Source organism: Shinella fusca, from assembly GCF_014203155.1.
In the GTDB taxonomy this organism is placed as follows: domain Bacteria; phylum Pseudomonadota; class Alphaproteobacteria; order Rhizobiales; family Rhizobiaceae; genus Shinella; species Shinella fusca.
Genome location: NZ_JACHIK010000003.1, coordinates 276,228 through 298,238 on the forward strand (window position 1 = coordinate 276,228; position 22,011 = coordinate 298,238).

At 65.6% G+C, this 22,011-nt stretch carries 24 protein-coding genes; 7 read left to right on the top strand and 17 right to left on the bottom strand.

Features of this window, described 5'->3' with window-relative positions; genetic code table 11:
• The first annotated feature begins 141 nt into the window (after window positions 1–141).
• Genes HNQ66_RS05830 through HNQ66_RS05845 form a run of 4 tightly spaced genes read left to right on the top strand, consistent with a single transcriptional unit; the run spans window position 142 to window position 2,972 of the window.
• Entirely contained in the window at window positions 142–606 is a 465-nt protein-coding gene (locus tag HNQ66_RS05830; RefSeq protein ID WP_184141801.1) for a RidA family protein, read from the top strand.
• On the top strand, window positions 606–1,331 hold the full coding sequence (locus HNQ66_RS05835; protein WP_184141803.1) for a glycerophosphodiester phosphodiesterase: 726 nt from the start codon (window positions 606–608) through the stop codon (window positions 1,329–1,331). Before HNQ66_RS05830 ends, HNQ66_RS05835 begins: the two co-directional genes overlap by 1 nt.
• Before the next feature lie 14 nt (window positions 1,332–1,345).
• A complete protein-coding gene (locus HNQ66_RS05840; protein ID WP_210308687.1) occupies window positions 1,346–2,530 on the top strand; it encodes a GNAT family N-acetyltransferase in 1,185 nt (394 codons plus the stop codon).
• Between the two features lie 19 nt (window positions 2,531–2,549).
• Window positions 2,550–2,972: an HIT family protein gene (locus HNQ66_RS05845; RefSeq protein WP_184141805.1), complete on the top strand. Its 423-nt coding sequence runs from the start codon at window positions 2,550–2,552 to the stop codon at window positions 2,970–2,972.
• Between the two features lie 5 nt (window positions 2,973–2,977).
• Here the strand turns inward: HNQ66_RS05845 and HNQ66_RS05850 are convergent, their stop codons facing one another.
• The 13 genes from HNQ66_RS05850 to HNQ66_RS05910 all read right to left on the bottom strand — a co-directional run bounded on the left by HNQ66_RS05850 (window position 2,978) and on the right by HNQ66_RS05910 (window position 15,363).
• Complete coding sequence (locus HNQ66_RS05850) at window positions 2,978–3,322, bottom strand: AzlD domain-containing protein (protein ID WP_184141807.1); 345 nt, start codon at window positions 3,320–3,322, stop codon at window positions 2,978–2,980.
• Window positions 3,319–4,053 (bottom strand): AzlC family ABC transporter permease, encoded by a 735-nt coding sequence (locus tag HNQ66_RS05855; protein WP_184141809.1) that lies wholly within the window; start codon window positions 4,051–4,053, stop codon window positions 3,319–3,321. Before HNQ66_RS05855 ends, HNQ66_RS05850 begins: the two co-directional genes overlap by 4 nt.
• A gap of 234 nt (window positions 4,054–4,287) precedes the next feature.
• Window positions 4,288–6,792, bottom strand: coding sequence for an ATP-dependent Clp protease ATP-binding subunit ClpA (gene clpA / locus HNQ66_RS05860; protein ID WP_184141811.1), 2,505 nt, complete (start codon window positions 6,790–6,792; stop codon window positions 4,288–4,290).
• Between the two features lie 9 nt (window positions 6,793–6,801).
• Window positions 6,802–7,152: an ATP-dependent Clp protease adapter ClpS gene (gene clpS / locus HNQ66_RS05865; RefSeq protein ID WP_184141812.1), complete on the bottom strand. Its 351-nt coding sequence runs from the start codon at window positions 7,150–7,152 to the stop codon at window positions 6,802–6,804.
• A 261-nt stretch (window positions 7,153–7,413) separates the two neighbouring features.
• Window positions 7,414–7,767 carry a phasin family protein gene (locus HNQ66_RS05870; protein WP_184141814.1) on the bottom strand — a complete coding sequence of 118 codons (354 nt, stop codon included), beginning with the start codon at window positions 7,765–7,767 and terminating at the stop codon, window positions 7,414–7,416.
• 144 nt (window positions 7,768–7,911) lie between these two features.
• Window positions 7,912–8,733 (bottom strand): inositol monophosphatase family protein, encoded by an 822-nt coding sequence (locus HNQ66_RS05875; protein WP_184141816.1) that lies wholly within the window; start codon window positions 8,731–8,733, stop codon window positions 7,912–7,914.
• On the bottom strand, window positions 8,730–9,590 hold the full coding sequence (gene ttcA / locus HNQ66_RS05880) for a tRNA 2-thiocytidine(32) synthetase TtcA (RefSeq protein ID WP_184141818.1): 861 nt from the start codon (window positions 9,588–9,590) through the stop codon (window positions 8,730–8,732). The genes HNQ66_RS05875 and ttcA overlap by 4 nt, the downstream gene beginning before the upstream one ends.
• 31 nt (window positions 9,591–9,621) lie before the next feature.
• Entirely contained in the window at window positions 9,622–10,551 is a 930-nt protein-coding gene (locus tag HNQ66_RS05885) for a glutaminase (protein WP_184141820.1), read from the bottom strand.
• A 73-nt stretch (window positions 10,552–10,624) separates the two neighbouring features.
• Complete coding sequence (gene rpsD, locus HNQ66_RS05890; RefSeq protein ID WP_119258341.1) at window positions 10,625–11,242, bottom strand: 30S ribosomal protein S4; 618 nt, start codon at window positions 11,240–11,242, stop codon at window positions 10,625–10,627.
• A 222-nt stretch (window positions 11,243–11,464) separates the two neighbouring features.
• Complete coding sequence (locus HNQ66_RS05895; protein ID WP_184141822.1) at window positions 11,465–12,976, bottom strand: helicase HerA domain-containing protein; 1,512 nt, start codon at window positions 12,974–12,976, stop codon at window positions 11,465–11,467.
• A gap of 121 nt (window positions 12,977–13,097) precedes the next feature.
• Window positions 13,098–13,889, bottom strand: a complete 792-nt coding sequence (gene murI, locus HNQ66_RS05900; RefSeq protein WP_184141824.1) for a glutamate racemase — start codon at window positions 13,887–13,889, stop codon at window positions 13,098–13,100.
• A complete protein-coding gene (locus tag HNQ66_RS05905) occupies window positions 13,876–14,709 on the bottom strand; it encodes an RNA methyltransferase (protein WP_184141826.1) in 834 nt (277 codons plus the stop codon). Before HNQ66_RS05905 ends, murI begins: the two co-directional genes overlap by 14 nt.
• A 66-nt stretch (window positions 14,710–14,775) precedes the next feature.
• Complete coding sequence (locus HNQ66_RS05910; protein ID WP_184141828.1) at window positions 14,776–15,363, bottom strand: hypothetical protein; 588 nt, start codon at window positions 15,361–15,363, stop codon at window positions 14,776–14,778.
• A 216-nt stretch (window positions 15,364–15,579) separates the two neighbouring features.
• Between HNQ66_RS05910 and HNQ66_RS05915 the strand changes: the two genes are divergently transcribed.
• Window positions 15,580–16,794, top strand: a complete 1,215-nt coding sequence (locus HNQ66_RS05915) for an NADP-dependent isocitrate dehydrogenase (RefSeq protein WP_184141830.1) — start codon at window positions 15,580–15,582, stop codon at window positions 16,792–16,794.
• 103 nt (window positions 16,795–16,897) lie between these two features.
• Here the strand turns inward: HNQ66_RS05915 and HNQ66_RS05920 are convergent, their stop codons facing one another.
• The 3 genes from HNQ66_RS05920 to HNQ66_RS05930 all read right to left on the bottom strand — a co-directional run bounded on the left by HNQ66_RS05920 (window position 16,898) and on the right by HNQ66_RS05930 (window position 18,892).
• The gene (locus HNQ66_RS05920) at window positions 16,898–17,101 is read right to left on the bottom strand and encodes a DUF3126 family protein (protein ID WP_184141832.1); all 204 of its coding nucleotides are present in this window, start codon (window positions 17,099–17,101) and stop codon (window positions 16,898–16,900) included.
• A gap of 94 nt (window positions 17,102–17,195) precedes the next feature.
• Window positions 17,196–18,029 carry a serine O-acetyltransferase gene (gene cysE / locus HNQ66_RS05925; protein ID WP_184141834.1) on the bottom strand — a complete coding sequence of 278 codons (834 nt, stop codon included), beginning with the start codon at window positions 18,027–18,029 and terminating at the stop codon, window positions 17,196–17,198.
• A gap of 77 nt (window positions 18,030–18,106) precedes the next feature.
• Entirely contained in the window at window positions 18,107–18,892 is a 786-nt protein-coding gene (locus tag HNQ66_RS05930) for an alpha/beta fold hydrolase (protein WP_184141836.1), read from the bottom strand.
• A 169-nt stretch (window positions 18,893–19,061) separates the two neighbouring features.
• On the opposite strand from HNQ66_RS05930, the gene HNQ66_RS05935 reads away from it, so the two are divergent.
• Together HNQ66_RS05935 and HNQ66_RS05940 are read left to right on the top strand one after the other, a co-directional pair.
• On the top strand, window positions 19,062–19,310 hold the full coding sequence (locus HNQ66_RS05935; RefSeq protein WP_184141838.1) for a zinc-finger domain-containing protein: 249 nt from the start codon (window positions 19,062–19,064) through the stop codon (window positions 19,308–19,310).
• Window positions 19,311–19,331: 21 nt separating this feature from the next.
• Complete coding sequence (locus tag HNQ66_RS05940) at window positions 19,332–20,492, top strand: FAD-dependent monooxygenase (protein ID WP_184141840.1); 1,161 nt, start codon at window positions 19,332–19,334, stop codon at window positions 20,490–20,492.
• A gap of 165 nt (window positions 20,493–20,657) precedes the next feature.
• Here HNQ66_RS05940 and HNQ66_RS05945 read toward each other — a convergent pair whose 3' ends face one another.
• Complete coding sequence (locus tag HNQ66_RS05945) at window positions 20,658–21,848, bottom strand: cystathionine beta-lyase (RefSeq protein ID WP_184141842.1); 1,191 nt, start codon at window positions 21,846–21,848, stop codon at window positions 20,658–20,660.
• Window positions 21,849–22,011: the final 163 nt, after the last annotated feature.

The window sequence follows — 22,011 nt, forward strand, 5'->3', positions numbered from 1 at the left end:
TTTCCTCCTGTTGAATCCGTCGGCGATGTTATATGAACTCTTCCGGCAAAAGCGAGGCAATATCCACGCCTTGCCACATTCATTTCCAACACTGCGACTTGCCTGCAGCAATGCCCCTCACAGCCGAGAACGGAGACCGGAATGTCCGCTGAAATCGAAAAACGCGTCAAGGAACTGGGTTACGACATCCCCGCGGCGGCAGCGCCCGCGGCCAACTACGTGCCCTTCGTCATCAGCGGCAACGTGCTCCACATTTCCGGCCAGTTGCCGATGCTGGACGGCAAGCTCGCCTATACCGGCCATCTCGGCAAGGATGTGGACGTGGCCGGCGGCCAGAAGGCGGCGGAACTGTGCGCCCTCGGCCTCCTCGCCCAGGCAAAGGCCGCCCTCGGCGACCTCTCGCGCATCAGGCGCGTCATCAAGATCAACGGCTTCGTCGCCTCGGCACCCGATTTCGTCGAGCAGCACCTCGTCATCAACGGCGCCTCCAACTTCCTCGTCGGCGCGCTCGGCGATGCGGGCAAGCATGCACGCGCCGCCGTCGGCATGGCGGCGCTTCCGCTCAACGCCGCCGTCGAGATCGACGCCATCATGGAAATCGCCTGATGTCCAACCTCAACTGGCTGACCGAACGGCCGATCGCCCATCGCGGCTATCACGACCTCAACCGCGCCGTCTGGGAAAACACGCTGTCCGCCTTCGCGCGCGCCGCCGATGCGGGCTTTTCCATCGAATGCGACCTGCAATATTCGGCCGATGCGATCCCGGTCGTCTTCCATGACGACGACCTGAAGCGCCTGTGCGGCATCGAGGGCGATGTGCGCCAGCGCACCGCCGCCGAGCTGGGCCTCCTGACCATCGGCGGCACGGCCGACAAGGTGCCGACGCTGCGCCAGCTTCTCGACCTGGTGAAGGGCCGCGTGCCGCTGGTCATCGAACTGAAGGGCCGTAAGGGCGACGACGACGGCTTCGCCATGGCCGTCCTCGACGCGCTCGAAGGCTACGACGGCCATGTCGCGCTGATGAGCTTCGACCACTGGCTCCTCCGCGACCTCAAGGAGATCGGCACCAATCGCCCCGTCGGCCTGACGGCGGAAGGCGCGCGGCCGGAGGAATTCGCCGTGCACGAGGAAGCGATGCAGCTCGGCCTCGACTTCATCTCCTATTATTACGGCCACCTGCCGAACGCCTTCATCAGCCGCCAGCGCGAGCTCGGCCGGAAGGTCATCACCTGGACCGTGCGCGACGACGAGGCGCGCACGATCACGGCCGAGAACGCCGACCAGATGACGTTCGAGGGCTTCGATCCGCGCGAGCCCCTGACGGCGTGAGCGTGGACGGGGAGATGCACATCCGCGTCGAGACGACGTTCGCCGATATTGCGGCGGACGACTGGGGGCGCCTTGCCGGCGCCTCCCGGCAGGATGCGCATCTTCCCTACAATCCCTTTGTCAGCCACGCCTTCCTCTCCTCGCTGGAGGAATCGGGCTGCGCGACCGCCGAGACCGGCTGGCTCGGCCAGCACCTGCTGCTGGAGGACGCGGACGGGACGCTGCTCGGCGCCCTGCCCGCCTACCTCAAGAATCACAGCCAGGGCGAATATGTCTTCGACCACGGCTGGGCCGATGCCTTCGAGCGGGCCGGCGGGCGCTATTACCCGAAGCTGCAGGCCTCCATTCCCTTCACGCCGGCAACGGGCCCTCGCCTTCTCCACCGCATCGGCCAGCCGGTCGCTCCGACGCAGGCGGCGCTTGCCGAGGGCCTCAAGGAACTCACCCGCCGGCACGGCGTCTCCTCCGCGCATGTGACCTTCGTGCCGGAAGAGGAAATGCCCGCTCTGGAGGCGGCGGGTTACCTGCACCGCACCGACCAGCAATTCCACTTCCTCAACGAGGGATACGGCTCACACGAGGATTTCCTCGAAACCCTCGCCTCGCGCAAGCGCAAGGCGCTGCGGAAGGAGCGACGGGCCGCGCTGGAGAACGGCATTGCAATCGACTGGCTGACGGGCAAGGACCTCACCGAGGCCGTCTGGGACCAGTTCTTCACCTTCTACATGGATACCGGCAGCCGCAAATGGGGCCGGCCCTATCTCAACCGCCGCTTCTACAGCCTGATCGGCGAGCGCATGGCGGACGATATCCTGCTGGTGATGGCCAAACGCGACGGGCGCTACATCGCCGGCGCGATCAACTTCATCGGCGGCGACACGCTCTTTGGCCGGCACTGGGGCTGCATCGAGGATCATCCGTTCCTGCATTTCGAGGTGTGTTATCATCAGGCCATCGATTTCGCGATCGCCAAGGGTCTCGGCCGCGTGGAAGCCGGCGCGCAGGGCGAGCACAAGCTGGCGCGCGGCTACCTGCCGGTCACCACCCATTCCGCCCATTACATCGCCCATGCCGGCCTTCGCCGCGCCGTCGCGGACTACCTGGAGCGCGAGCGCCAGGACGTGGAGGCGATGGGCGACTATCTTGCCGAGCACGGGCCCTTCCGCCGCGGCGGCGGAGACCACAACGAGACAGAATGAGCATCACCGGGAGACGAGCATGAGCTACGACAGCAACAACATCTTCGCGAAGATCCTGCGCGGCGAGATCCCCTCGCACCGCGTCTACGAGGACGACGACGCCGTCGCCTTCATGGATGTGATGCCGCAGGCGAACGGGCACACGCTGGTCATTCCGAAGGTCCCTTCGCGCAACATCCTCGATGCCGATCCGGCAACGCTCGCCCGGGTCATCCCGGTGGTGCAGAAGGTCGCCATCGCGGCGAAGGAAGCCTTCGATGCGGACGGCGTCACGGTCATCCAGTTCAACGAGCCGGCCGCCGGCCAGACCGTCTATCACCTGCATTTCCACATCATCCCGCGTATCGAGGGCGTGCCGCTGAAGCCGCATTCCGGCACGATGGAAGACCAGGGCGTGCTGGCGGCGAATGCCGAGAAGCTGCGCAAGGCCCTTGCCGGTTAACCCCGTCAGGGACCGATGATCGCAAGCCCCGCGGCCAGGAAGGCGATGGCCGCGGCGATGCCGGCGATCTGCCGGAAGCGGCCGCCGACGAAGAAGGCGAGCGCGCCGAAGACGACGGCGGCAAGCCGCAGCCAGAGCGGCGAGGTTTCGAGCGCTCCGGTCGGAAAGAAGATCATCTTGGCGATGACGGCGGCCACCAGCGCCGTCGCGACCGCCCGCACCCAGTTGAGCACTTCCGACGTCTCGTCGATGCGGTTGCCGACGAGCACGCCCGCCCAGCGCCAGATATCGGTCGCCAGCCATCCGGCGACGACGATGAAGAGATAGGGCCCGAGGTCGGCAAAGCTCATCGCGCGGCCTCCCGGCGGCGCAGCATGCGCTCGCCCCACCAGGCGAGCGTCCCGCCGAGGACGCCGGCCAGCAGGATATCGTATTGCGGGGCGATGGTCGCAAAGAGCCAGCCGAGCGCAAGGCCGATGCCGAGTGCCCAGTAGACGACCCGGTGGCGCGCGGAAATCCAGAGCGAGGTGAGGAAATAGACGGGCGTCAGGAAGAACAGGCATCCCGAGACGAGCGGCGGAAAGACCGAGACCGCGCCGTAGACGAGACCGACGAGCAGCACGTTGACCGTGGTGAGCGTGGCGCCGAAGCCGGCGAAGAAGGCGACCCGCCCGCCGCGCGGCACCTTGTGCACCCGCTCGATCGCGAAGACCCAGGCGGTGATGGCGATGAAATGGGAGATGACGAGCAGCAGCCAGGTCGGCGTGCGGGCCGTGCGGATCTCCGGCACCAGCGAGGCGACCATCGGCATCAGCCGCACGGAAGAGAGCGTCACCGCCAGAAAGGTGGCCGCGAGCGGCGCGCCCGACAGCATGGAGCTGACGAGGATGACCTTCGCCGGCAGCGCCCAGACGATGCCCGTCATGAACATGACCTCGCCGACCGGCACCTTCGCCTCCGCCGTGAAGGCGGCAAAGCCGACGAACGAGAGCATCAGGATGATCGCCGGCAGGCTGAAGAGGCCGCGCATGCCGAAAAGGAACCAGTGCATCTGCGATTGAGGTTCTGGCCCGTCGGACATTCGAATTTCTCTTGCAGTAAAGGAAAGCGGGGCGATGCCCGCCGGCCGGCCTCACTCGACAATCCCCTCCTCGCTCACCGTCGTCATCCTCGGCCTTAAGCCGAGGATCCACCGCCGCGGGTGAGGCATGGGTGGTCGGGTCGAGCCCGACCATGACGGAGGAGAGGTTTGCGGCGTGTTTCAAGAATATGGGCCGGGCAGTCTCCTGCCCGGCCCATGCGTTTCATAAAGCCGTTATTTCTTGCGCGGCACCTTCGGGACGGCGCCGGACTTGCGTGCCGGTTCGTCCTTCGGTTCCTCGGTTCCGGCTTCCGCCTTCTTCGAAGACTTCGCCTTCGGCGGGGCTGCCTCGGCGGCGACGGTTTCCTTCGCCTTGCGGGGCTTGGCCTTCTTGGCGGCGGCTTCCTCGATTTCGGCCTTGGGCCTGATCGGCGCGGTTTCCGGCACGGCGTCGAGGATCAGGCCCTTCGAGCCGTCTTCCTTCGTGCCGACGGAGACGCGCACGACGCCGCCCTTCTTGAGCTTGCCGAAGAGGATTTCGTCGGCGAGCTTCTTCTTGATGTTCTCCTGGATGACGCGCGCCAGCGGACGGGCGCCCATCTTCTCGTCGTAGCCCTTTTCCGCAAGCCAGGCGATCGCCTCCGGCTGGAGGTCGAAGGTGACGTTGCGCTCGGCAAGCTGCGTCTCGAGCTGCATGACGAACTTCTGCACGACCTGATGGATGACCGGCGTCGGCAGCGAGCCGAACGGGATGATCGCATCGAGGCGGTTGCGGAATTCCGGCGTGAACAGGCGGTTGATCGCCTCCATGTCCTCGCCTTCGCGCCTGGACGAGCCGAAGCCGATGGCGGCCTTGGCCATGTCGGAGGCGCCCGCGTTCGTCGTCATGATCAGGATGACGTTGCGGAAGTCGATCTTCTTGCCGTTATGGTCGGTCAGCGAGCCGTGGTCCATGACCTGCAACAGGATGTTGTAGAGGTCGGGATGGGCCTTCTCGATCTCGTCGAGCAGCAGCACGCAGTGCGGATGCTGGTCGACGCCGTCGGTGAGGAGCCCACCCTGGTCGAAGCCGACATAGCCGGGAGGCGCGCCGAGCAGGCGCGAGACCGTGTGCCGCTCCATGTATTCCGACATGTCGAAGCGCAGGAGCTCGACGCCGAGCGAGGAGGCAAGCTGCTTGGCGACTTCCGTCTTGCCGACGCCCGTGGGGCCGGAGAACAGGTAGCAGCCGATCGGCTTGTTCGGCTCGCGAAGGCCGGCACGCGAGAGCTTGATCGCCGAGGCCAGAGCCTCGATGGCGAGATCCTGGCCGTAGACGACCGAGCGCAGTTCCTTCTCCAGGTTGGCGAGCACCTGCTCGTCGTCCTTCGAGACGGTCTTCGGCGGAATGCGGGCCATGGTGGCGATCGTCGCCTCGATCTCCTTCTCGGTGATCAGCTTGCGGCGCTTGCCCGCCGGCAGCAGCATCTGGGCCGCGCCGGTCTCGTCGATCACGTCGATCGCCTTGTCCGGCAGCTTGCGGTCGTTGATGTAGCGGGCCGAGAGCTCCACCGCGGTCTTGATCGCCTCGTTGGAGTATTTCAGCTTGTGATACTCCTCGAAATAGGGCTTGAGGCCCTTCATGATCTCGATCGTGTCGTCGATGGTCGGCTCGTTGACGTCGATCTTCTGGAAGCGGCGCACCAGCGCCCGGTCCTTCTCGAAGAACTGGCGGTATTCCTTGTAGGTGGTCGAGCCGATGCAGCGGATCGCCCCGGAGGAGAGCGCCGGCTTCAGGAGGTTGGAGGCATCCATCGCGCCGCCGGAGGTGGCGCCGGCGCCGATCACCGTATGGATCTCATCGATGAAGAGCACGGCACCCGGATAGTCTTCCAGTTCCTTGACGACCTGCTTCAGGCGCTCCTCGAAGTCGCCGCGATAGCGGGTGCCGGCAAGGAGCGTACCCATGTCGAGCGAGAAGATCGTCGCGTCCTGCAGGGCTTCCGGCACCTTTCCCTCGACGATGCGCTTGGCAAGGCCTTCGGCGATGGCCGTCTTGCCGACGCCGGGATCGCCCACGTAAAGCGGGTTGTTCTTGGAGCGGCGGCAAAGGACCTGGATCGTCCGGTTGACCTCGGCGTGACGGCCGATCAGCGGGTCGATCTTGCCGTTCTTGGCCTTCTCGTTGAGGTTGACGCAATAGGCGGTCAGGGCGTCCTGCTTCTTGGCGGGCTCTTCCTGCTCGCTGGCGCCGCGGGTCTGCTTCTGTTCGCTTTCGCCGTCGTCGGAACCGCGCACCGGGCGCTGCTCGGAGGCGCCCGGCCGCTTGCCGATGCCGTGCGAGATGAAGTTGACGGCATCGTAGCGCGTCATCTCCTGCTCCTGCAGGAAATAGGCGGCATGGCTCTCGCGCTCGGCGAAGATGGCGACGAGCACGTTGGCGCCGGTCACTTCCTCGCGGCCGGACGACTGGACATGGATCACCGCGCGCTGGATGACGCGCTGGAAGCCGGAGGTCGGCTTGGAATCCTCCTCGTAGCCCGTCACGAGATTGGCGAGGTCATGGTCGACATAGTCGGTGACGGTCTTGCGCAGGACGTCGAGATTGACGTTGCAGGCGCCCATCACGGCGGCCGCATCGCCGTCGTCGATCAGCGCGAGCAGGAGATGTTCGAGCGTTGCATATTCGTGATGGCGCTCGTTCGCGTATGTCAGTGCCTGATGGAGGGCCTTTTCAAGGCTGGCAGAAAATGTTGGCACGTTCGTTCCTCATTTCTTTTCCATGACACATTGCAGCGGGTGCTGGTGCTGGCGGGAGAAATCCATCACCTGTGTCACTTTGGTTTCGGCAACCTCGTAGGTGAACACACCACACTCGCCTACGCCATGATTGTGCACATGAAGCATGATCCTTGTGGCCGCTTCGCGATCCTTCTGGAAAAAACGTTCCAGGATATGGATCACGAACTCCATGGGCGTATAGTCGTCGTTGAGAAGCAGGACGCGGTACAGGCTTGGCTTCTTGGTCTTTGGCTTCGCGCGGGTAATGACGGAGGTGCTGCGACCGGGAGTGTCGCCGCCCTCATCGCCATCCTGCATCCGAACCCGTCTCACATCCATTCGTGTTCATTCCCTTGATTACAGTCGCATGCCTTGGCGCATCGGCCGGGGCTGCCTTGTGGAACTGTTATCTAATGTCTCGGCACACGATTGTAAGACCCTCGCTTCGTGCTGCAATCATAATCGCGGGCCATCCGAAGGAAATAGCGAAATTTGCTGCCGTTACGTCAGCCTCGCGCAATCCCCGCGACGAGAAACGGCCGGCAGCGGTTGCCCGCAGCCGGCCGTTGAACGCAATACGCGCAAGCGAACTATGAAGGATCAGGCGGCGACAGCGGCCTTGGCAGCGGCGGAAGCCTTGGCGACCGGCGCTTCGTAGGTCTTGTAGGCGCCCTTGGCGAGATCGGCATACATTTCGCCGAGCTTGGTGGCTTCGGCGACGAAGCCTTCGTAGGAGGACTTCACGAACGCCGTCTGGATTTCGACAGCGGCTTCGACGCTGCGCACGCCCGAGAGCTTCTCGAAATGGGCAAGGCCGTCTTCGAAGGACTTCTTGGAATAGTCGGCCGCCTCGGTGGCGATCGCCTGCATGCCCTTGGCAACGCTCGCGTAGCTCTTGACGAGCGTGTCCACGGCTTCCTTGTTCTTCTTGCTGGCCTCATCGAAATTGAACATCGAAGTCTCCTTTGGATCCCGGTTGTTGACCCGAAATCTATATGCGGCGCACAAAAAAGTCAATGGATATGCTGCAATGCAATATTGCGCAGGCAAAGCAAGGCCTTGCGCAATAGGTATGATCATTGCCGGCGATGGGGACCGTCAGTCGACGAAGACTTCGCGGCGCAGCAGTTCCCAGCTCTCCCGGTCGGGCGCCAGCAGCAGGCCGCCCTCGACATGGTGCGGACGGTAGGGCGAACCGTCGAAGCGGGCGGCATAGGCACCGGCCTCCTGCGATATCAGCGTGCCGGCAAGATGATCCCAGGGCATAAGCTTGTTGTACATGAGGTAGTGCAGGTTGCCGGCGGCGAAACTGCGGTATTCGTGCGCCGCGCAGCGGTAGTTGGCGACGAAGGCGACCTTGGCGAGGTTCTGCAGCACGCGGGCGCGGCGGCCGCGCTCGATGAAGCCGGTGGAGGCCATGCCGGTCATGTCTTCCAGCGGCGCGGGGCCGCGCACCTTCAGCTTCACGGCCGGGCGGTGGTCGCCGGTCTGCCAGGCGCCGCCGCCCTTTTCGGCCATCACGAAATCGTCGCCCATCGGATCGTAGATGATGCCGCCGACCGTCTCGCCGCCGGAGACGATGGCCGCCATGACGCCGAAGAGCGGCACGCCGGAGGCGAAGTTGAACGTGCCGTCGATCGGGTCGACGACGATGGCAAGGTCCGCATCGGCAAGCTTCGGCAGCAGCGCCGGATCGGCCGCGACGGATTCCTCGCCGACGAAGAGCACGCCCGGAAACTGGGCCGCGACTTCGCGCTTGATGAAGCGCTCGGCGGCCTCGTCGGCTTCCGTCACCAGGTCGTTGGCGTCCGCCTTGGTGCGGATGTCGCCCTTGCCGAGCGCGCGGAAGCGCGGGCGGATTTCGGCCTCGGCCGCCTGTGCGAGCACGAGGGCGAGCGCGTTGATGTCGATCGTCGTCATTCTTGTCTTACCGTTTCGAGGGAGGAGAAATCGAACAGCGTGGGGTCCAGCAGGTGGGACGGATTGGTGTGGCCGAGCGCCCGCAGCATGGCGTCCTTGCGGCCCGGCATGCGCGTTTCGATATCCGCCAGCATCGCCTTCATCGCGTTGCGCTGGAGCCCGTCCTGCGAGCCGCAGAGGTCGCAGGGGATGATCGGGAAGTGCATGGCGGCGGCGAATTTCGCAAGGTCGTCCTCCGCCGCATAGGCGAGCGGGCGCAGCACCATGAGGTCGCCTTCGTCGTTGAGGAGCTTCGGCGGCATGGCGGCAAGCCGCCCGCCGTGGAAGAAGTTCATGAAGAAGGTCTCGAGGATGTCCTCCCGGTGGTGGCCGAGCACCAGCGCATCGCAGCCCTCCTCCCGCGCGATGCGGTAGAGGTTGCCGCGTCGCAGGCGCGAGCAGAGCGAGCAATAGGTGCCCCCCGTCGGCACCTTCTCCTTCACGATGGAATAGGTGTCGCGATACTCGATGCGATGCGTAACGCCGATGGATTTCAGGTAATCCGGCAGGATGTGCTTGGGAAAATTCGGCTGGCCCTGGTCGAGGTTGCAGGCGACGAGCTCGACGGGCAGCAGGCCGCGCCACTGGAGGTCCATCAGCAGCGCGAGCAGGCCGTAGCTGTCCTTGCCGCCGGAAAGGCCGACGAGCCAGCGCTTCTGGCCCTTCAGCATGGCAAAGTCGTCCATCGCCTGCCGCACCTGCCGCAGCAGGCGCTTGCGCAGCTTGTTGAAGGAGACGCTGGAGGGGGCATCGGCGAAAAGCGGATGGCGGCCCCCCTCCGGCATGTCGTCTTCGGTTTCGGCAAAAGCGAGGGTCATGGGCCTGCAATGCCCCGAACGGGCCGCACAATCAAGCCCCGAAGACCGACCAGCCGGTGCGCGCCGTCAGCATTTCCAGCGCGAGCGCGCCGAGGAGCGAATTGCCGTTCTCGTTGAGCCCCGGCGACCAGACGGCGATGGAGGCCTTTCCGGGCGCAACGGCGAGAATGCCGCCGCCGACGCCGCTCTTGCCCGGCAAGCCGACGCGGTAGGCGAAATCGCCCGAGCCGTCGTAATGGCCGCAGGTCAGCATCAGCGCATTGATGCGCCGCGCGCGCAGATGCGAGACGACGCGGTGGCCGGTCAGCGGATTGGTGCCGCTGTCGGCGAGGAAGAGCCCTGCCCTTGCGAGCTGGCGGCAGCTCATCGCCAGCGCGCATTGATGGAAATAGACGCCAAGCACCAGCTCGGCGGCATGGTCGAGTTTGCCGAAGGAGCGCAGAAAATTGGCAAGCGCGACGTTGCGGAAGCCCGTCGCCTGCTCCGAGCGCGCCACCGCCTGGTCGACGATGATGTCCTCCTCGTCGGCGAGATAGCGCAGGAACCGCACGACCTCGCCGATGGCCTCCTTCGGCGTATGGCCGGCGAGCACCAGGTCGGTGATGGCGATGGCCCCGGCATTGATGAACGGGTTGCGCGGAATGCCGCCCTCGTATTCGAGCTGGACGATGGAGTTGAAGGCCGAACCTGATGGCTCCCGCCCGACGCGCTTCCAGATCCCCTCGCCGTGCTTGCCGAGCGCCAGCGTCAGGGTGAAGACCTTGGAGATGCTCTGGATGGAGAAGGCTTCCTCCGCATCGCCCGCAAGGAAGGCCGCCCCATCGGTCGTCACCACGGCGATGCCGAATTTCTGCGGGTCTACATGGGCAAGCTGCGGAATGTAGTCGGCCACCCGCCCCTCGCCCCGCCGCGGCGACAGGGCCGCGTGGATTTCATCGACGATCGCCTGCAGGTCCGTCATGCGATTTCCCCCAAAGAAAAAGCCGCCAATCTCTTGGCGGCTTTTCCCGATTGCGCAAGGTGTCGCCCGCGAATTAACGCGAGTAGAATTCGACGACCAGGTGCGGTTCCATGACGACGGCATAGGGCACGTCGGAGAGAACCGGAACGCGAACGAAGGTCGCGGTCATCTTGTTGTGGTCGGCTTCGATGTAGTCCGGAACGTCGCGTTCAGCCAGGCCCACGGATTCGAGAACCGTGACGAGCTGCTTGGACTTTTCCTTGACCTCGATGACGTCGCCCGGCTTGCAACGGTAGGAACCGATGTTGACGCGGACGCCGTTGACCTTGACGTGGCCGTGGTTGACGAACTGACGGGCAGCGAAGACCGTCGGAACGAACTTGGCGCGGTAGACGATCGCGTCGAGGCGCGATTCGAGCAGGCCGATCAGGTTTTCCGGGGTGTCGCCCTTGCGGCGTTCGGCTTCGGCGAAGATCGCGCGGAACTGCTTCTCGCGGATGTCGCCGTAGTAACCCTTCAGCTTCTGCTTGGCGCGGAGCTGAACGCCGAAGTCCGAAAGCTTGGACTTGCGGCGCTGGCCGTGCTGGCCCGGGCCGTATTCGCGGCGGTTGACCGGGGACTTCGGACGGCCCCAGATGTTTTCGCCCATACGGCGGTCGATTTTGTACTTGGATGCAGCGCGCTTGCTCATCGCATTTCCTCTTGGTCTTGTTATGGCCTGTCCGTCGCCGGGCCGGCTCTAAGGAAACACGCCCTCCTCTGAACCTTTTGGGTTCCGACAGGCTTCTCACGATCGCGACCGGAGAATCCACGGGACATGTCAAATGAAACACCGGACATTTCTGCCCGGCGCTGGCGGGGTCATTAGGGGGCTTTCACCGGATTGTCAACGAGCAGAACCCGGAAATTCCGCCTATTCCGCCGCATCGCGGTGGGAATCGGCAAGGTCCGGCCCGTTGGCGTCACCCGGCAGCGTCTCGCAGGCAAGATCCGGGAAGGCGACGATGCGGTGGCCGGCGAGGTCGCTGTGGATGACGACCAGCCCCTGCTCCTCGAAATAGCCGAGCAGGCGCCGCGCGCGGCGGGCCGAATGCGTGCCGTAGGCCCGCGCGATCCGTGCATCGGAGGGGCAGGCAAGGCCGCGCACCGCCGCCTGCGCGACGAGCAGGAAGACACCTTGCAGATCCTCCGTGACGCTGCGCGAAAGATCGAGCGCCCTCGCCCATACATCCGTCGCCGCCGTCTCGGGATCGACGCCGGAACGGGCGACCGCCATCTTGCGGCGGAAGGCGGGAAGCGACAGCGGCGCGCCGGGAACGCGGCGGATGCGGCAGCGCACGAGGAAATCCTGAAACAGCTCCGCATCGGCGCGGAAGGCCGCGTCTGGATTGGCAAGGATCTCGGCAAGCGCCTGGTCGAGCAGGCTTTCGCGCTCCTCGACGGAGATTTCCGGCGCAGGCGCCCTCGCCTCGGGCTGCACGGGCTCCGGCCGGGCGCGGGAGAGCTCGGTGAGGATGTCCGTCGTCGGGCGCGGCGCGGGCGGCGCGCGGCGGACGGGCGGGCGGGCGAATTCGTCCGGGTCGGGCGTGAAGATCAGGTCCTCCACGTCCTGCGGAGCATCCGGCAGCGGCATCAGCTTGGGGCTGGTGGAGCGGGCGGAGGTCTCGACGGCGCCGATCGTCACCGGCAGCGGGCGGCGCGACAGCGCCGGGCCGAGCGCGACGAAGGAGCCGCGCGGCAGGTCGCGGAACATTTCCGCCTGCCGCCGGTCGAGGCCGAGAAGGTCGGCGGCGCGCGCCATGTCGATGTCGAGGAAGGTGCGGCCCATCAGGAAGTTGGAGGCTTCCGCCGCGACGTTCTTGGCGAGCTTGGCGAGGCGCTGCGTGGCGATGACGCCGGCAAGGCCGCGCTTGCGCCCGCGGCACATCAGGTTGGTCATCGCCCCGAGCGAGAGTTTTCGCGCCTCTTCCGACACCTCGCCGCCGGCGGCAGGCGCGAAAAGCTGCGCCTCGTCGACGACGACGAGCACCGGATACCAGTAGTCGCGATCCGCATCGAAGAGCGCATTCAGAAAGATGCCGGCCGCGCGCATCTGCTCGTCGGCCTCCAGGCCCTCCAGCGAAAGCACGCAGGAGACCCGGTGCTGGCGGATGCGGGTGGCGATGCCGACGAGCTCGGCTTCCGTCCGCTCGCCATCGACTACGACATGGCCGAAGCGGTCGGACAGCGTGACGAAGTCGCCTTCCGGGTCGATGATGACCTGCTGAACCCATTGTGCGGACTGTTCGAGCAGGCGCCTGAGAAGATGCGACTTGCCCGAGCCCGAATTGCCCTGCACCAGCAGGCGCGTCGCCAGCAATTCCTCGATATCGAGCCTGGCCGGTGCGCCGCCCTGCACCGTTCCCATGTCGATGCCGACCTTCATCCCGTTCCTCGTTCCTGAAAATTTCCGATTCGCCCGGCCGCCACCGGGCAACCGGCAAGCCCTAGCACGAAATCAGCGCCCGTCACGCCCGGCTTTGGAAAAACCCACAAGGAAAGCCGCGTCAGACGACCCGCAGCCCGAAGCCCTGCATCAGGCGGCGGGTGGCGAAGTCGGGGGTTGCGGAGGTGAAGACGGCGATGTCCTCGCCGGGGGCGACGGTATCGAGCGGGGGGACGAGGCGTCGGGCCTGGCGGGCGATGGCTTCGGCGGGATCGAGCCAGTCGACCGGCCAGGGGGCGAGCTTGCGGAAGAGATTCGCCATGAAGGGATAATGCGTGCAGGCGAGCACGACGATGTCCGTCTTGCGGCCCATCTCGTCGATGAAGCAGGGGATGATCTCGGCGCGGACGTCGTCGCTGGAAAGCGCCTCGCCGCGGATATAGGCCTCGGCCATACGGGCGAGGTTCTCAGAGCCGACGAGGCGCACGTCGCAGCGGCTGGCGAAAGACTGGATGAGGTCGCGCGTATAGGCGCGCTTGACCGTGCCGGGGGTGGCGAGCACCGAGACGAGGCCGGAGCGGGTGCGCTCGGCGGCGGGCTTGATGGCCGGCACCGTGCCGACGAAGGGCATGTGCGGGAAGGCGGCGCGCAGGTCCGCCCCCACCAGCGTGAAGGCCGTGTTGCAGGCGATGACGCAGACTTCCGGGTCGTGCTCGTTCAGCAGCCGGCCGAAGAGATCGACGATATGCGCCTTCAGCGCCGGCTCCTCCCAGCCGCCATAGGGAAAGCCGGCATCGTCCGCGACATAGGTGAAATGCCGCTCGGGCATCAGCACGCGCGCCTCGCGCAGTACGGTGAGGCCGCCGATGCCGCTGTCGAAGACGAGGACGGGTTTCGCGCTACTGGCTGTCACGGGGCACCTTGGGCCGGCGGTTGCGGGTGCGGTTGGGATTGGTCGCGCCGCGCGGCGATTCGCGCGTGAAGCGATCGAGGCAGGAAACGATGCCGCGCAAGACCTGTATCTCCGTGCCGGTGAAGGAAGGACGCGTCAGGATGGCGCGCAGGTTCTCCACCAGTTTGGGCTTTTTTTCGGCGGGCCGGAAATAACCGCGCGCATCGAGCGTCTCTTCCACATGATCGAAGAGGCCCTGCAGCTCCTCCTTCCTGGCCGGGCGCTGGGGCAGCGCGTCGAAGGGCGTGTCCTCGACCGAGGCAAGGCCGCTCTTCATCCATTCGTAGCTCATGAGGAGCACGGCCTGCGCGAGGTTCAGCGAGGCGAAGGCGGGGTTGACGGGGAAGGTCACCAGCTCGTCGGCAAGGGCGATCTCCTCGTTGGTGAGGCCCGTGCGCTCGCGGCCGAAGAGGATGCCGGTCTTCTCTCCCGCCCTGAAGCGCGCACGCAGATCGTCGGACGCGACGACCGGCGAGCGGACCTCCTTGTAGCCGTAGCGGTCACGCGCGGTCGTCGCATAGACGAATTCGAGATCGGCGATCGCCGCTTCCAGCGAGGAATAGACCTTCGCCGCCTCGATGACGTGATCGGCCTTGCTGGCGGCGGAGATCGCCTTCTCGCTCGGCCAGCCGTCGCGCGGATTGACGAGGCGCAGTTCCGCCAGCCCGAAATTCGCCATGGCGCGCGCCACCATGCCGATGTTCTCGCCCAGTTGCGGATGAACGAGGATGATCGCCGGTCCTTCGGCGATCAGCGTGCGCTCGCTGTTCGTGCCTGCCATGCCCAAATTCCCTAGAAAGTTCGGGCCTCAGTGGCACAATCGGCCGGAAATGAAAAGCATCGCCGCTCAGTCCGGCGTCTCGCTCGCCGTCCCGCCCCCGCCATTTGCGCCTTCCTGCGCGATTTCCTCCAGCTCCTTCTTCAGCGAGGCGCCGTCGTCGAAGCTGGTGCGCTCGATGTCGTCGACGACCGCATGGCCGTCCTCCTCGATGAGCTTGAAGACCAGCTTCTCCGGCTGCCAGTCCGCCGTGCGGTCGCCGAAGCAATAGCTGTTGTCGAAGGTCACGGTCACGTCCTCCGCGCCGTTTGCCGGCTGGCCCTCGGTGATCGCCACATCCTTCAGCGCGCAGCCGTCCTGCCCGCCGATGATCGGGTCGTAGTCGAAGGGAGAGGTGCTGTCCTCATAGGCCGGATACTTCGCGGCCTCGCGGTATTTCGCGACGAAATCCTTGCTGTAGAGGCGCTTGAGGAAGTCCTCGGAGAAATAGTCCACATAGGGCGGCGGCGTTTCGGGATCGGCATTGGTGTCGGTGCCGAGGTCCTGCCAGTTCGTGGCGGCGGCGGCCATCAGCTCGGAAACCGGCGCCTTGAAATCGGCGGCCTCGGCGGAAAGCGGAAGCAAGAGGGCAAGCGCAACGAGACCGATACGCGGCATCATATTCTCCATAGGGTGGCGGCAGGCCCGGACGGACCTGCGGACGGACATTCCTGGAACGGAATCTTGGCGAAACTTATTCCGCTCTCCGGCGAAAATAAACCGCCTCATTCCAAGGTCGCCTTTGCCTTCCCCGCGGTGAGTGCTATAGGGCCAAGCGGTTCTTTCAAGTCCACGCTCCGGGGCGCCCAGCCCCTACAAAATACGAGGCTCTCCATGGCAAAGATCAAGGTCGCCAATCCTGTCGTCGAACTCGACGGCGACGAGATGACGCGCATCATCTGGCAGCTCATCAAGGACAAACTGATCCATCCCTACCTGGATGTCGACCTCGAATACTACGACCTCGGCATGGAAAACCGCGACGCCACCAACGACCAGGTGACGATCGACGCGGCCAATGCCATCAAGAAGCACGGCGTCGGCGTCAAGTGCGCCACCATCACGCCGGACGAAGCCCGCGTCGAGGAATTCAAGCTGAAGAAGATGTGGAAGTCGCCGAACGGCACGATCCGCAACATCCTCGGCGGCGTCATCTTCCGCGAGCCGATCATCTGCAAGAACGTGCCGCGCCTCGTTCCGGGCTGGACCAAGCCGATCATCGTCGGCCGCCACGCCTTCGGCGACCAGTATCGCGCCACCGACTTCAAGTTCCCTGGCAAGGGCAAGCTGTCGATCAAGTTCGTCGGCGACGACGGCCAGACGATCGAGCACGAGGTCTACGACGCGCCGGGCGCCGGCGTCGCCATGGCCATGTACAACCTCGACGAATCGATCACCGAATTCGCCCGCGCCTCGTTCAACTACGGCCTGCAGCGCAAGGTGCCGGTCTACCTCTCCACCAAGAACACCATCCTGAAGGCCTATGACGGCCGCTTCAAGGACATCTTCCAGAAGGTGTTCGACGAGGAATTCGCCGACAAGTTCAAGGCCGAGAGGCTGACCTACGAACACCGCCTGATCGACGACATGGTCGCCTCGGCGCTGAAGTGGTCCGGCGGCTATGTCTGGGCCTGCAAGAACTACGACGGCGACGTGCAGTCGGACATCGTCGCCCAGGGCTTCGGCTCGCTTGGCCTCATGACCTCGGTGCTGATGACGCCGGACGGCAAGACGGTGGAAGCGGAAGCTGCGCACGGCACGGTGACGCGCCACTACCGCCAGCACCAGAAGGGCGAGGAGACCTCGACCAACTCCATCGCCTCGATCTTCGCCTGGACGCGCGGCCTTGCCCACCGCGCCAAGCTTGACAACAACGCCGAGCTCGCACGCTTCGCCGAGACGCTGGAACGCGTCTGCGTCGATACCGTCGAATCGGGCTTCATGACCAAGGACCTCGCGCTCCTCATCGGTCCCGACCAGCCGTGGCTCTCCACGACCGGCTTCCTCGACAAGATCGACGAGAACCTCAAGAAGGCGATGGCCGCCTGAGACGATTTATGACGGGCCCGGCCTTGCCGCCGGGCCTGCAAAACGAAAAGGCCGGAGCATCGAGGATGCTCCGGCCTTTTTCTTTCAGGGCGTATGCCGTTTCTCAGAGGTCGATGTCGAGGATCGCCATGGAGAAGTTGTAGGAGAGCTCGCCGTCCTCGTCGTCGCGGAAGATGACGCCCAGGAACTCGTCCGCCAGATAGACCTCGGCCGATTCGTCCTTGCGCGGACGGGCCTTGATGACAATCTCCTTGTTGAGATTGCGTTTGAAGTAGGCCTCGAGCTTCCTGATTTCTTCGGGCTTCACGATATGTCTCCGTAACGGTTGGGTTGCCGCGCTTCTCGCACCTGCTCCGGGGCGTGTAAACCCTCGTTTTCCGAAGAAACGCGACTTTTCCCGATCACAGATCGTAATCGAAAGCGGCCAGAAGCTGGTCCATGGCGCGCGAGGGCTCGTTGCAGCCCGCCTCGCCCACGACCCTTGCCGGAACGCCGGCGACCGTCGATTTCGGCGGCACGGCCTTGAGAACGACCGAGCCCGCGGCGATGCGCGAGCAATGGCCGATATGGATGTTGCCGAGGATTTTCGCGCCCGCGCCGATCATCACGCCGTCGCCGATCTTCGGATGGCGGTCGCCACCCTCCTTGCCGGTGCCGCCGAGCGTGACGTTGTGGAGGATCGAGACATTGTCGCCGATCTCGGCCGTCTCGCCGACGACGAGGCCGGTCGCGTGGTCGAGGAAGAAGCCCTTGCCGATGCGCGCGGCCGGGTTGATGTCGGTCTGGAAGACGCTGGAGGAACGGCTCTGCAGGTAGAGCGCAAGGTCGCGCCGGCCCTTGTCGTAGAGCCAGTGCGCCAGGCGGTGCGTCTGGATCGCGTGGAAGCCCTTGAAATAGAGCACGGCGTCGAGGAAGCGCAGGCACGCGGGGTCGCGGTCGTAGACGGCCTGGATGTCGACGCGCAGGATGTTGCCCCATTCCGGCCAGTCGTCCAGCATCTCGTCGAATATCTGGTAGAGGAGGTTCGCCTGCAGGTCCGGATGGTCGAGGCGCTCGCAGACGCGGTGGATCACGCTCTCTTCGAGCGAGCGCTGGTTCAGCACCGTGGAATAGAGGAAGGCCGCCAGCAGCGGCTCGGCCTCGGCGGCACGGCGCGCTTCCTCGCGCAGGCTGTCCCAGATGGGGTCCATCGCCTTCAGCTTGTCGCCGGCCCGCAGTTCATTCGTCGCGACCATCGCCGCACTCCCTACTCGTCATTCCCGCCCAATATAGAGCAAACGGCGCCCGAGCGAAATGGCCGGGCGATCGAAGGTCAGCGGCCGCCGATTTCGGCGTAGAACTCCAGCACGGCGCGTTTGAACACCTTGTCGCCGACGGCGAGCATATGGTCGCGGCCCGGAATGTCGAGCGCGCGGGCGTCCGGCATCAGGTCGGCGAGCGGCTGGGGGGCGCCCGCGATATCGTCCTTCGTGCCGACGGCGATGAGCGCGGGCACGTCGATGCGCCCCACCTCCTCCGGCGTCAGGAGGTCCCGCGAGGTCATGATGCAGGCGGCAAGGGCCTCGCGGTCGGATTTCGTCTGGTCGGCGAAGGCGCGGAACATGCGCCCGCGCGGATGCGTCACGTCGTCGAGCGACGGCGCAAGCAGCGCCTCTGCGATAGGGTCCCAGTCGCCGACGCCGTCCACCATGCCGATGCCGAGGCCGCCGAAGACGACGGAGCGCACCCGGTGCGGATGGCCGAGCGCCATGAAAGCGGTGATGCGCGCGCCCATCGAATAGCCGAAGACATGCGCCTCGGGGATGGCCAGGTGATCGAGCAGTGCGGCGGCATCATCGGCCATCTGCGGGCAGGTGTAGAGTGCGGGATCGTGCGGCTTGTCGCTTGCGCCATGGCCGCGGTTGTCGATGGCGATGACCCGGTAGCCGGCATCCCCAAGCGTCTTCAGCCAGCCGGGAAACACCCAGTTGACGCTGGCGCTGGAGGCAAAGCCGTGGATCAGCAGCACCGGATCGCCCGACGGATCGCCCTCGTCGAAAAAGGCAAGCTCCAGGCCATTGTGGGTGAAGCGGGAAAAGGGCGGGGGATCGAGGTTCATCGCGGGGCCGTCTTTCGTTTTCGGTCCCCGCTCATAGCGCCGTTTGGCCACGGAGAAAACGTCGCAGCGGCGGAAATCTCCTGCATCTGCGCGGTTTTGCATCTACACATTTCATCACAAGGCGATTATGGTCCGTGCCGAAGACGACGCATTTCCCACGGAGCATGACATGGCCGGGCACAGCATTCCCCATTTCCAGAACGACGGCGGCCACCGCGTAATCGAGATCGGCGTGAAGGAATTCATGTGCGTCGGCGCATCCGTGCCCTTCGACCATCCGCACATCTTCATCGACATGGGCGACGACAACGAGAAGGTCTGCTCCTACTGCTCGACCCTCTACCGCTACAATCCGAAGCTGAAGGCCAGCCAGACGGAACCGGCGGGCTGCATCTTCACCAACCAGGTCGCGGCGTGACGGCCGGAAGGCCGCACGATCATGTCCCCCGTTAGATCCGCAACCATCGTCGGCGCCGGCATTGCCGGTCTGACCGCGGCGCTTTCGCTCGCCCGCAAGGGAATTTCGGTCCGCCTTCTGGAAGAGGCGCCCGCGCTCGAGGAAGTCGGCGCCGGCCTGCAAGTCTCCCCCAATGCCACGCGCATCCTTGCCGGTCTCGGCCTGCTCGATGCGCTCGCCGCCCGCTGGAGCGAGCCGGACCACATCCTCCTGTCCTCGGGCGGCACGCTCGCCCCCCTCGCCTCGGTTCCGGCCGGCGCGGCGGCACGCAATCGCTGGGGTTCGCCCTATGGCGTCCTCCACCGCGCCTCCCTTCAAAGCGTGCTGCTCGATGCCGTCCGGCGCGAACCGCTCTGCACGCTGACGACCGGCCGGCGCATCGAAACCGCCGAGGACGCCCTCACCGAGAGCCCCGCCGACGTGCTGATCGGCGCGGACGGCGTCTGGTCGCCGCTTCGCCGCGCGATGCCCGGCGCCCTTCCCGCCCGCTATTCCGGCAACGTCGCCTGGCGCTTCCTGGTGCCCTACGGCAAGGCGCCGGCCTTCCTCGATCCACGCACGGTGACGGCCTTCCTCGGCCCGAAGGCCCATCTCGTCGCCTATCCGCTTGCCGAGATCGACGCCTTCAACATCGTCGCCATCCATGCGCAGGCCGAGGCGCCGGCATCCGGCTGGCTGCGGCGGGGCGACACGGCCGCTCACCTCGAACGCGCCGCCGCCTTCGCCGGCTGGCATGCGGGCCTGCGGCAGCTTCTGGCGGAGGCGCGTGACCCGCTGGTCTGGCCGCTCTTCGAATGCCCGGACGGGGCCTGGACGGACGGGCGCAAGACCGTGCTGATCGGCGATGCCGCCCATGCCATGACGCCCTTCGCGGCGCAGGGCGCGGCGATGGCGATCGAGGACGCGGCGCTTCTGGCGCAGCGGCTCGCGACGGGCGGGAACCTCTCGGAAACCCTCCGCCGCTTCGAGGCGGACCGCCGCGAACGCGTCGCGAAGGTGCGCAGCCGCGGCGCCTTCAACCGCTTCGCCTACCATGCCCGCGGCCCGCTCGCGCTCGGCCGCAACCTCGTGCTGTCGCTCCGCCGGCCGGAAAGCCTCGCCAGCGACCTTGACTGGCTCTACGGCTACCGCACGCCGGATTGAGAAATCCCCTCATCCCGCTGCCGCGACCTTCTCCCCGCAAGCGGGGCGAAGGCTTATGCCGCCCCGGTTTCCCGGACATTCATTGATCGGAAGACCGTGCCACATCATCCTTCTCCCCGCTTGCGGGGAGAAGGTGCCGGCAGGCGGATGAGGGGCAATCTCTGCTCAGACGGCCCGTGCAGCCGCAAGGCCGCGCTCGATATCGGCCTTGATGTCCTTCACGTCCTCCAGACCGATCTGGAGCCGCAGCACCGGCCCCTCGTGCGGCACCTTGGCGACGCGGCGGTCGGAGAGGTTGACGTGCACGGCAAGGCACTCGAAGCCGCCCCAGGAATAGCCGAGGCCGAAGATGCCGAGGGCGTCGAGGAAAGCGTGCGCCTTGGCCTTGTGGCGCTCCGGCGCACCGCCGTCGAGGACGATGGAGAAGATGCCGCTCGCCCCCTTGAAGTCGCGCTTCCACAGGTCATGGCCGGGGAAGCTCGGCAGCGCGGGGTGCAGGACGCGCGCGACATCGTCGACGCCCTCCAGCCAGCGCGCCAGTTCCAGTGCGCTTTCCTGATGGCGCTCCAGCCGCACGCCCATGGTGCGAAGGCCGCGCAGCACCTGGTAGGCATCGTCCGGCGAGGCGCAGGTGCCGAGTGTGATCTGCGTGTCGTGCAGGCGTTCCCAGTTGGCAGCATTGGCCGAGACCGTGCCGAAGAGGATGTCCGAATGGCCGGCCGGATACTTCGTCGCCGCATGGATGGAGACGTCGACGCCGAAATCGAGCGGGCGGAAATAGAGCGGCGTCGCCCAGGTATTGTCCATGGTGACGACCGCGCCGTGCCTGTGAGCGACGGCGGCGATTGCCGGAATGTCCTGCATTTCGAAGGTGTTGGAGCCCGGCGCCTCGGTATGGACGAGCCGCGTGTTCGGCTTGATCAGCGCCTCGATGCCCGCACCGACGGCCGGGTCGTAGTAATCGACGGAAACGCCGAGGCGCTTCAGCATCGTGTCGCAGAAATGGCGCGTGGGATGATAGACCGAATCGACGATGAGCGCATGGTCGCCGGCCGAAAGGAAGGCGAGGAACGGCACGGTGACGGCGGCAAGCCCCGAGGGAACGAGGATCGTGCCGGCGGAGCCCTCCAGCTCGTCGATGGCCGCACACAGCGCATCCGTCGTCGGCGTGCCGCGCGTGCCGTAGGTGTATTTCTGGGCGCGGTTCTCCATCGTCGCGGCATTGGGGAACAGGACCGTCGAGGCGTGGACGACGGGCGGATTGACGAAGCCGAAATAGTCCGCCGGATCGTTTCCGGCATGGGCAAGGCGGGTGTTCACGCCGGCGCCGGCGAGGATTTCGTCTCTGTTCTTCATGGGGCCTGTCCGAGGAATGTGAGGGGATTTCAGGAGGGTTTCCGCCCGCCGACTTTTCGCCACACGGCCCGGCAGGTCAACCCCCATACGAAAGGATGAGAGGCCATCCAAAGCGCTTCAAACGTTAATTATCGGATTTTTCCGACACGCTTGCCGTGGGAGC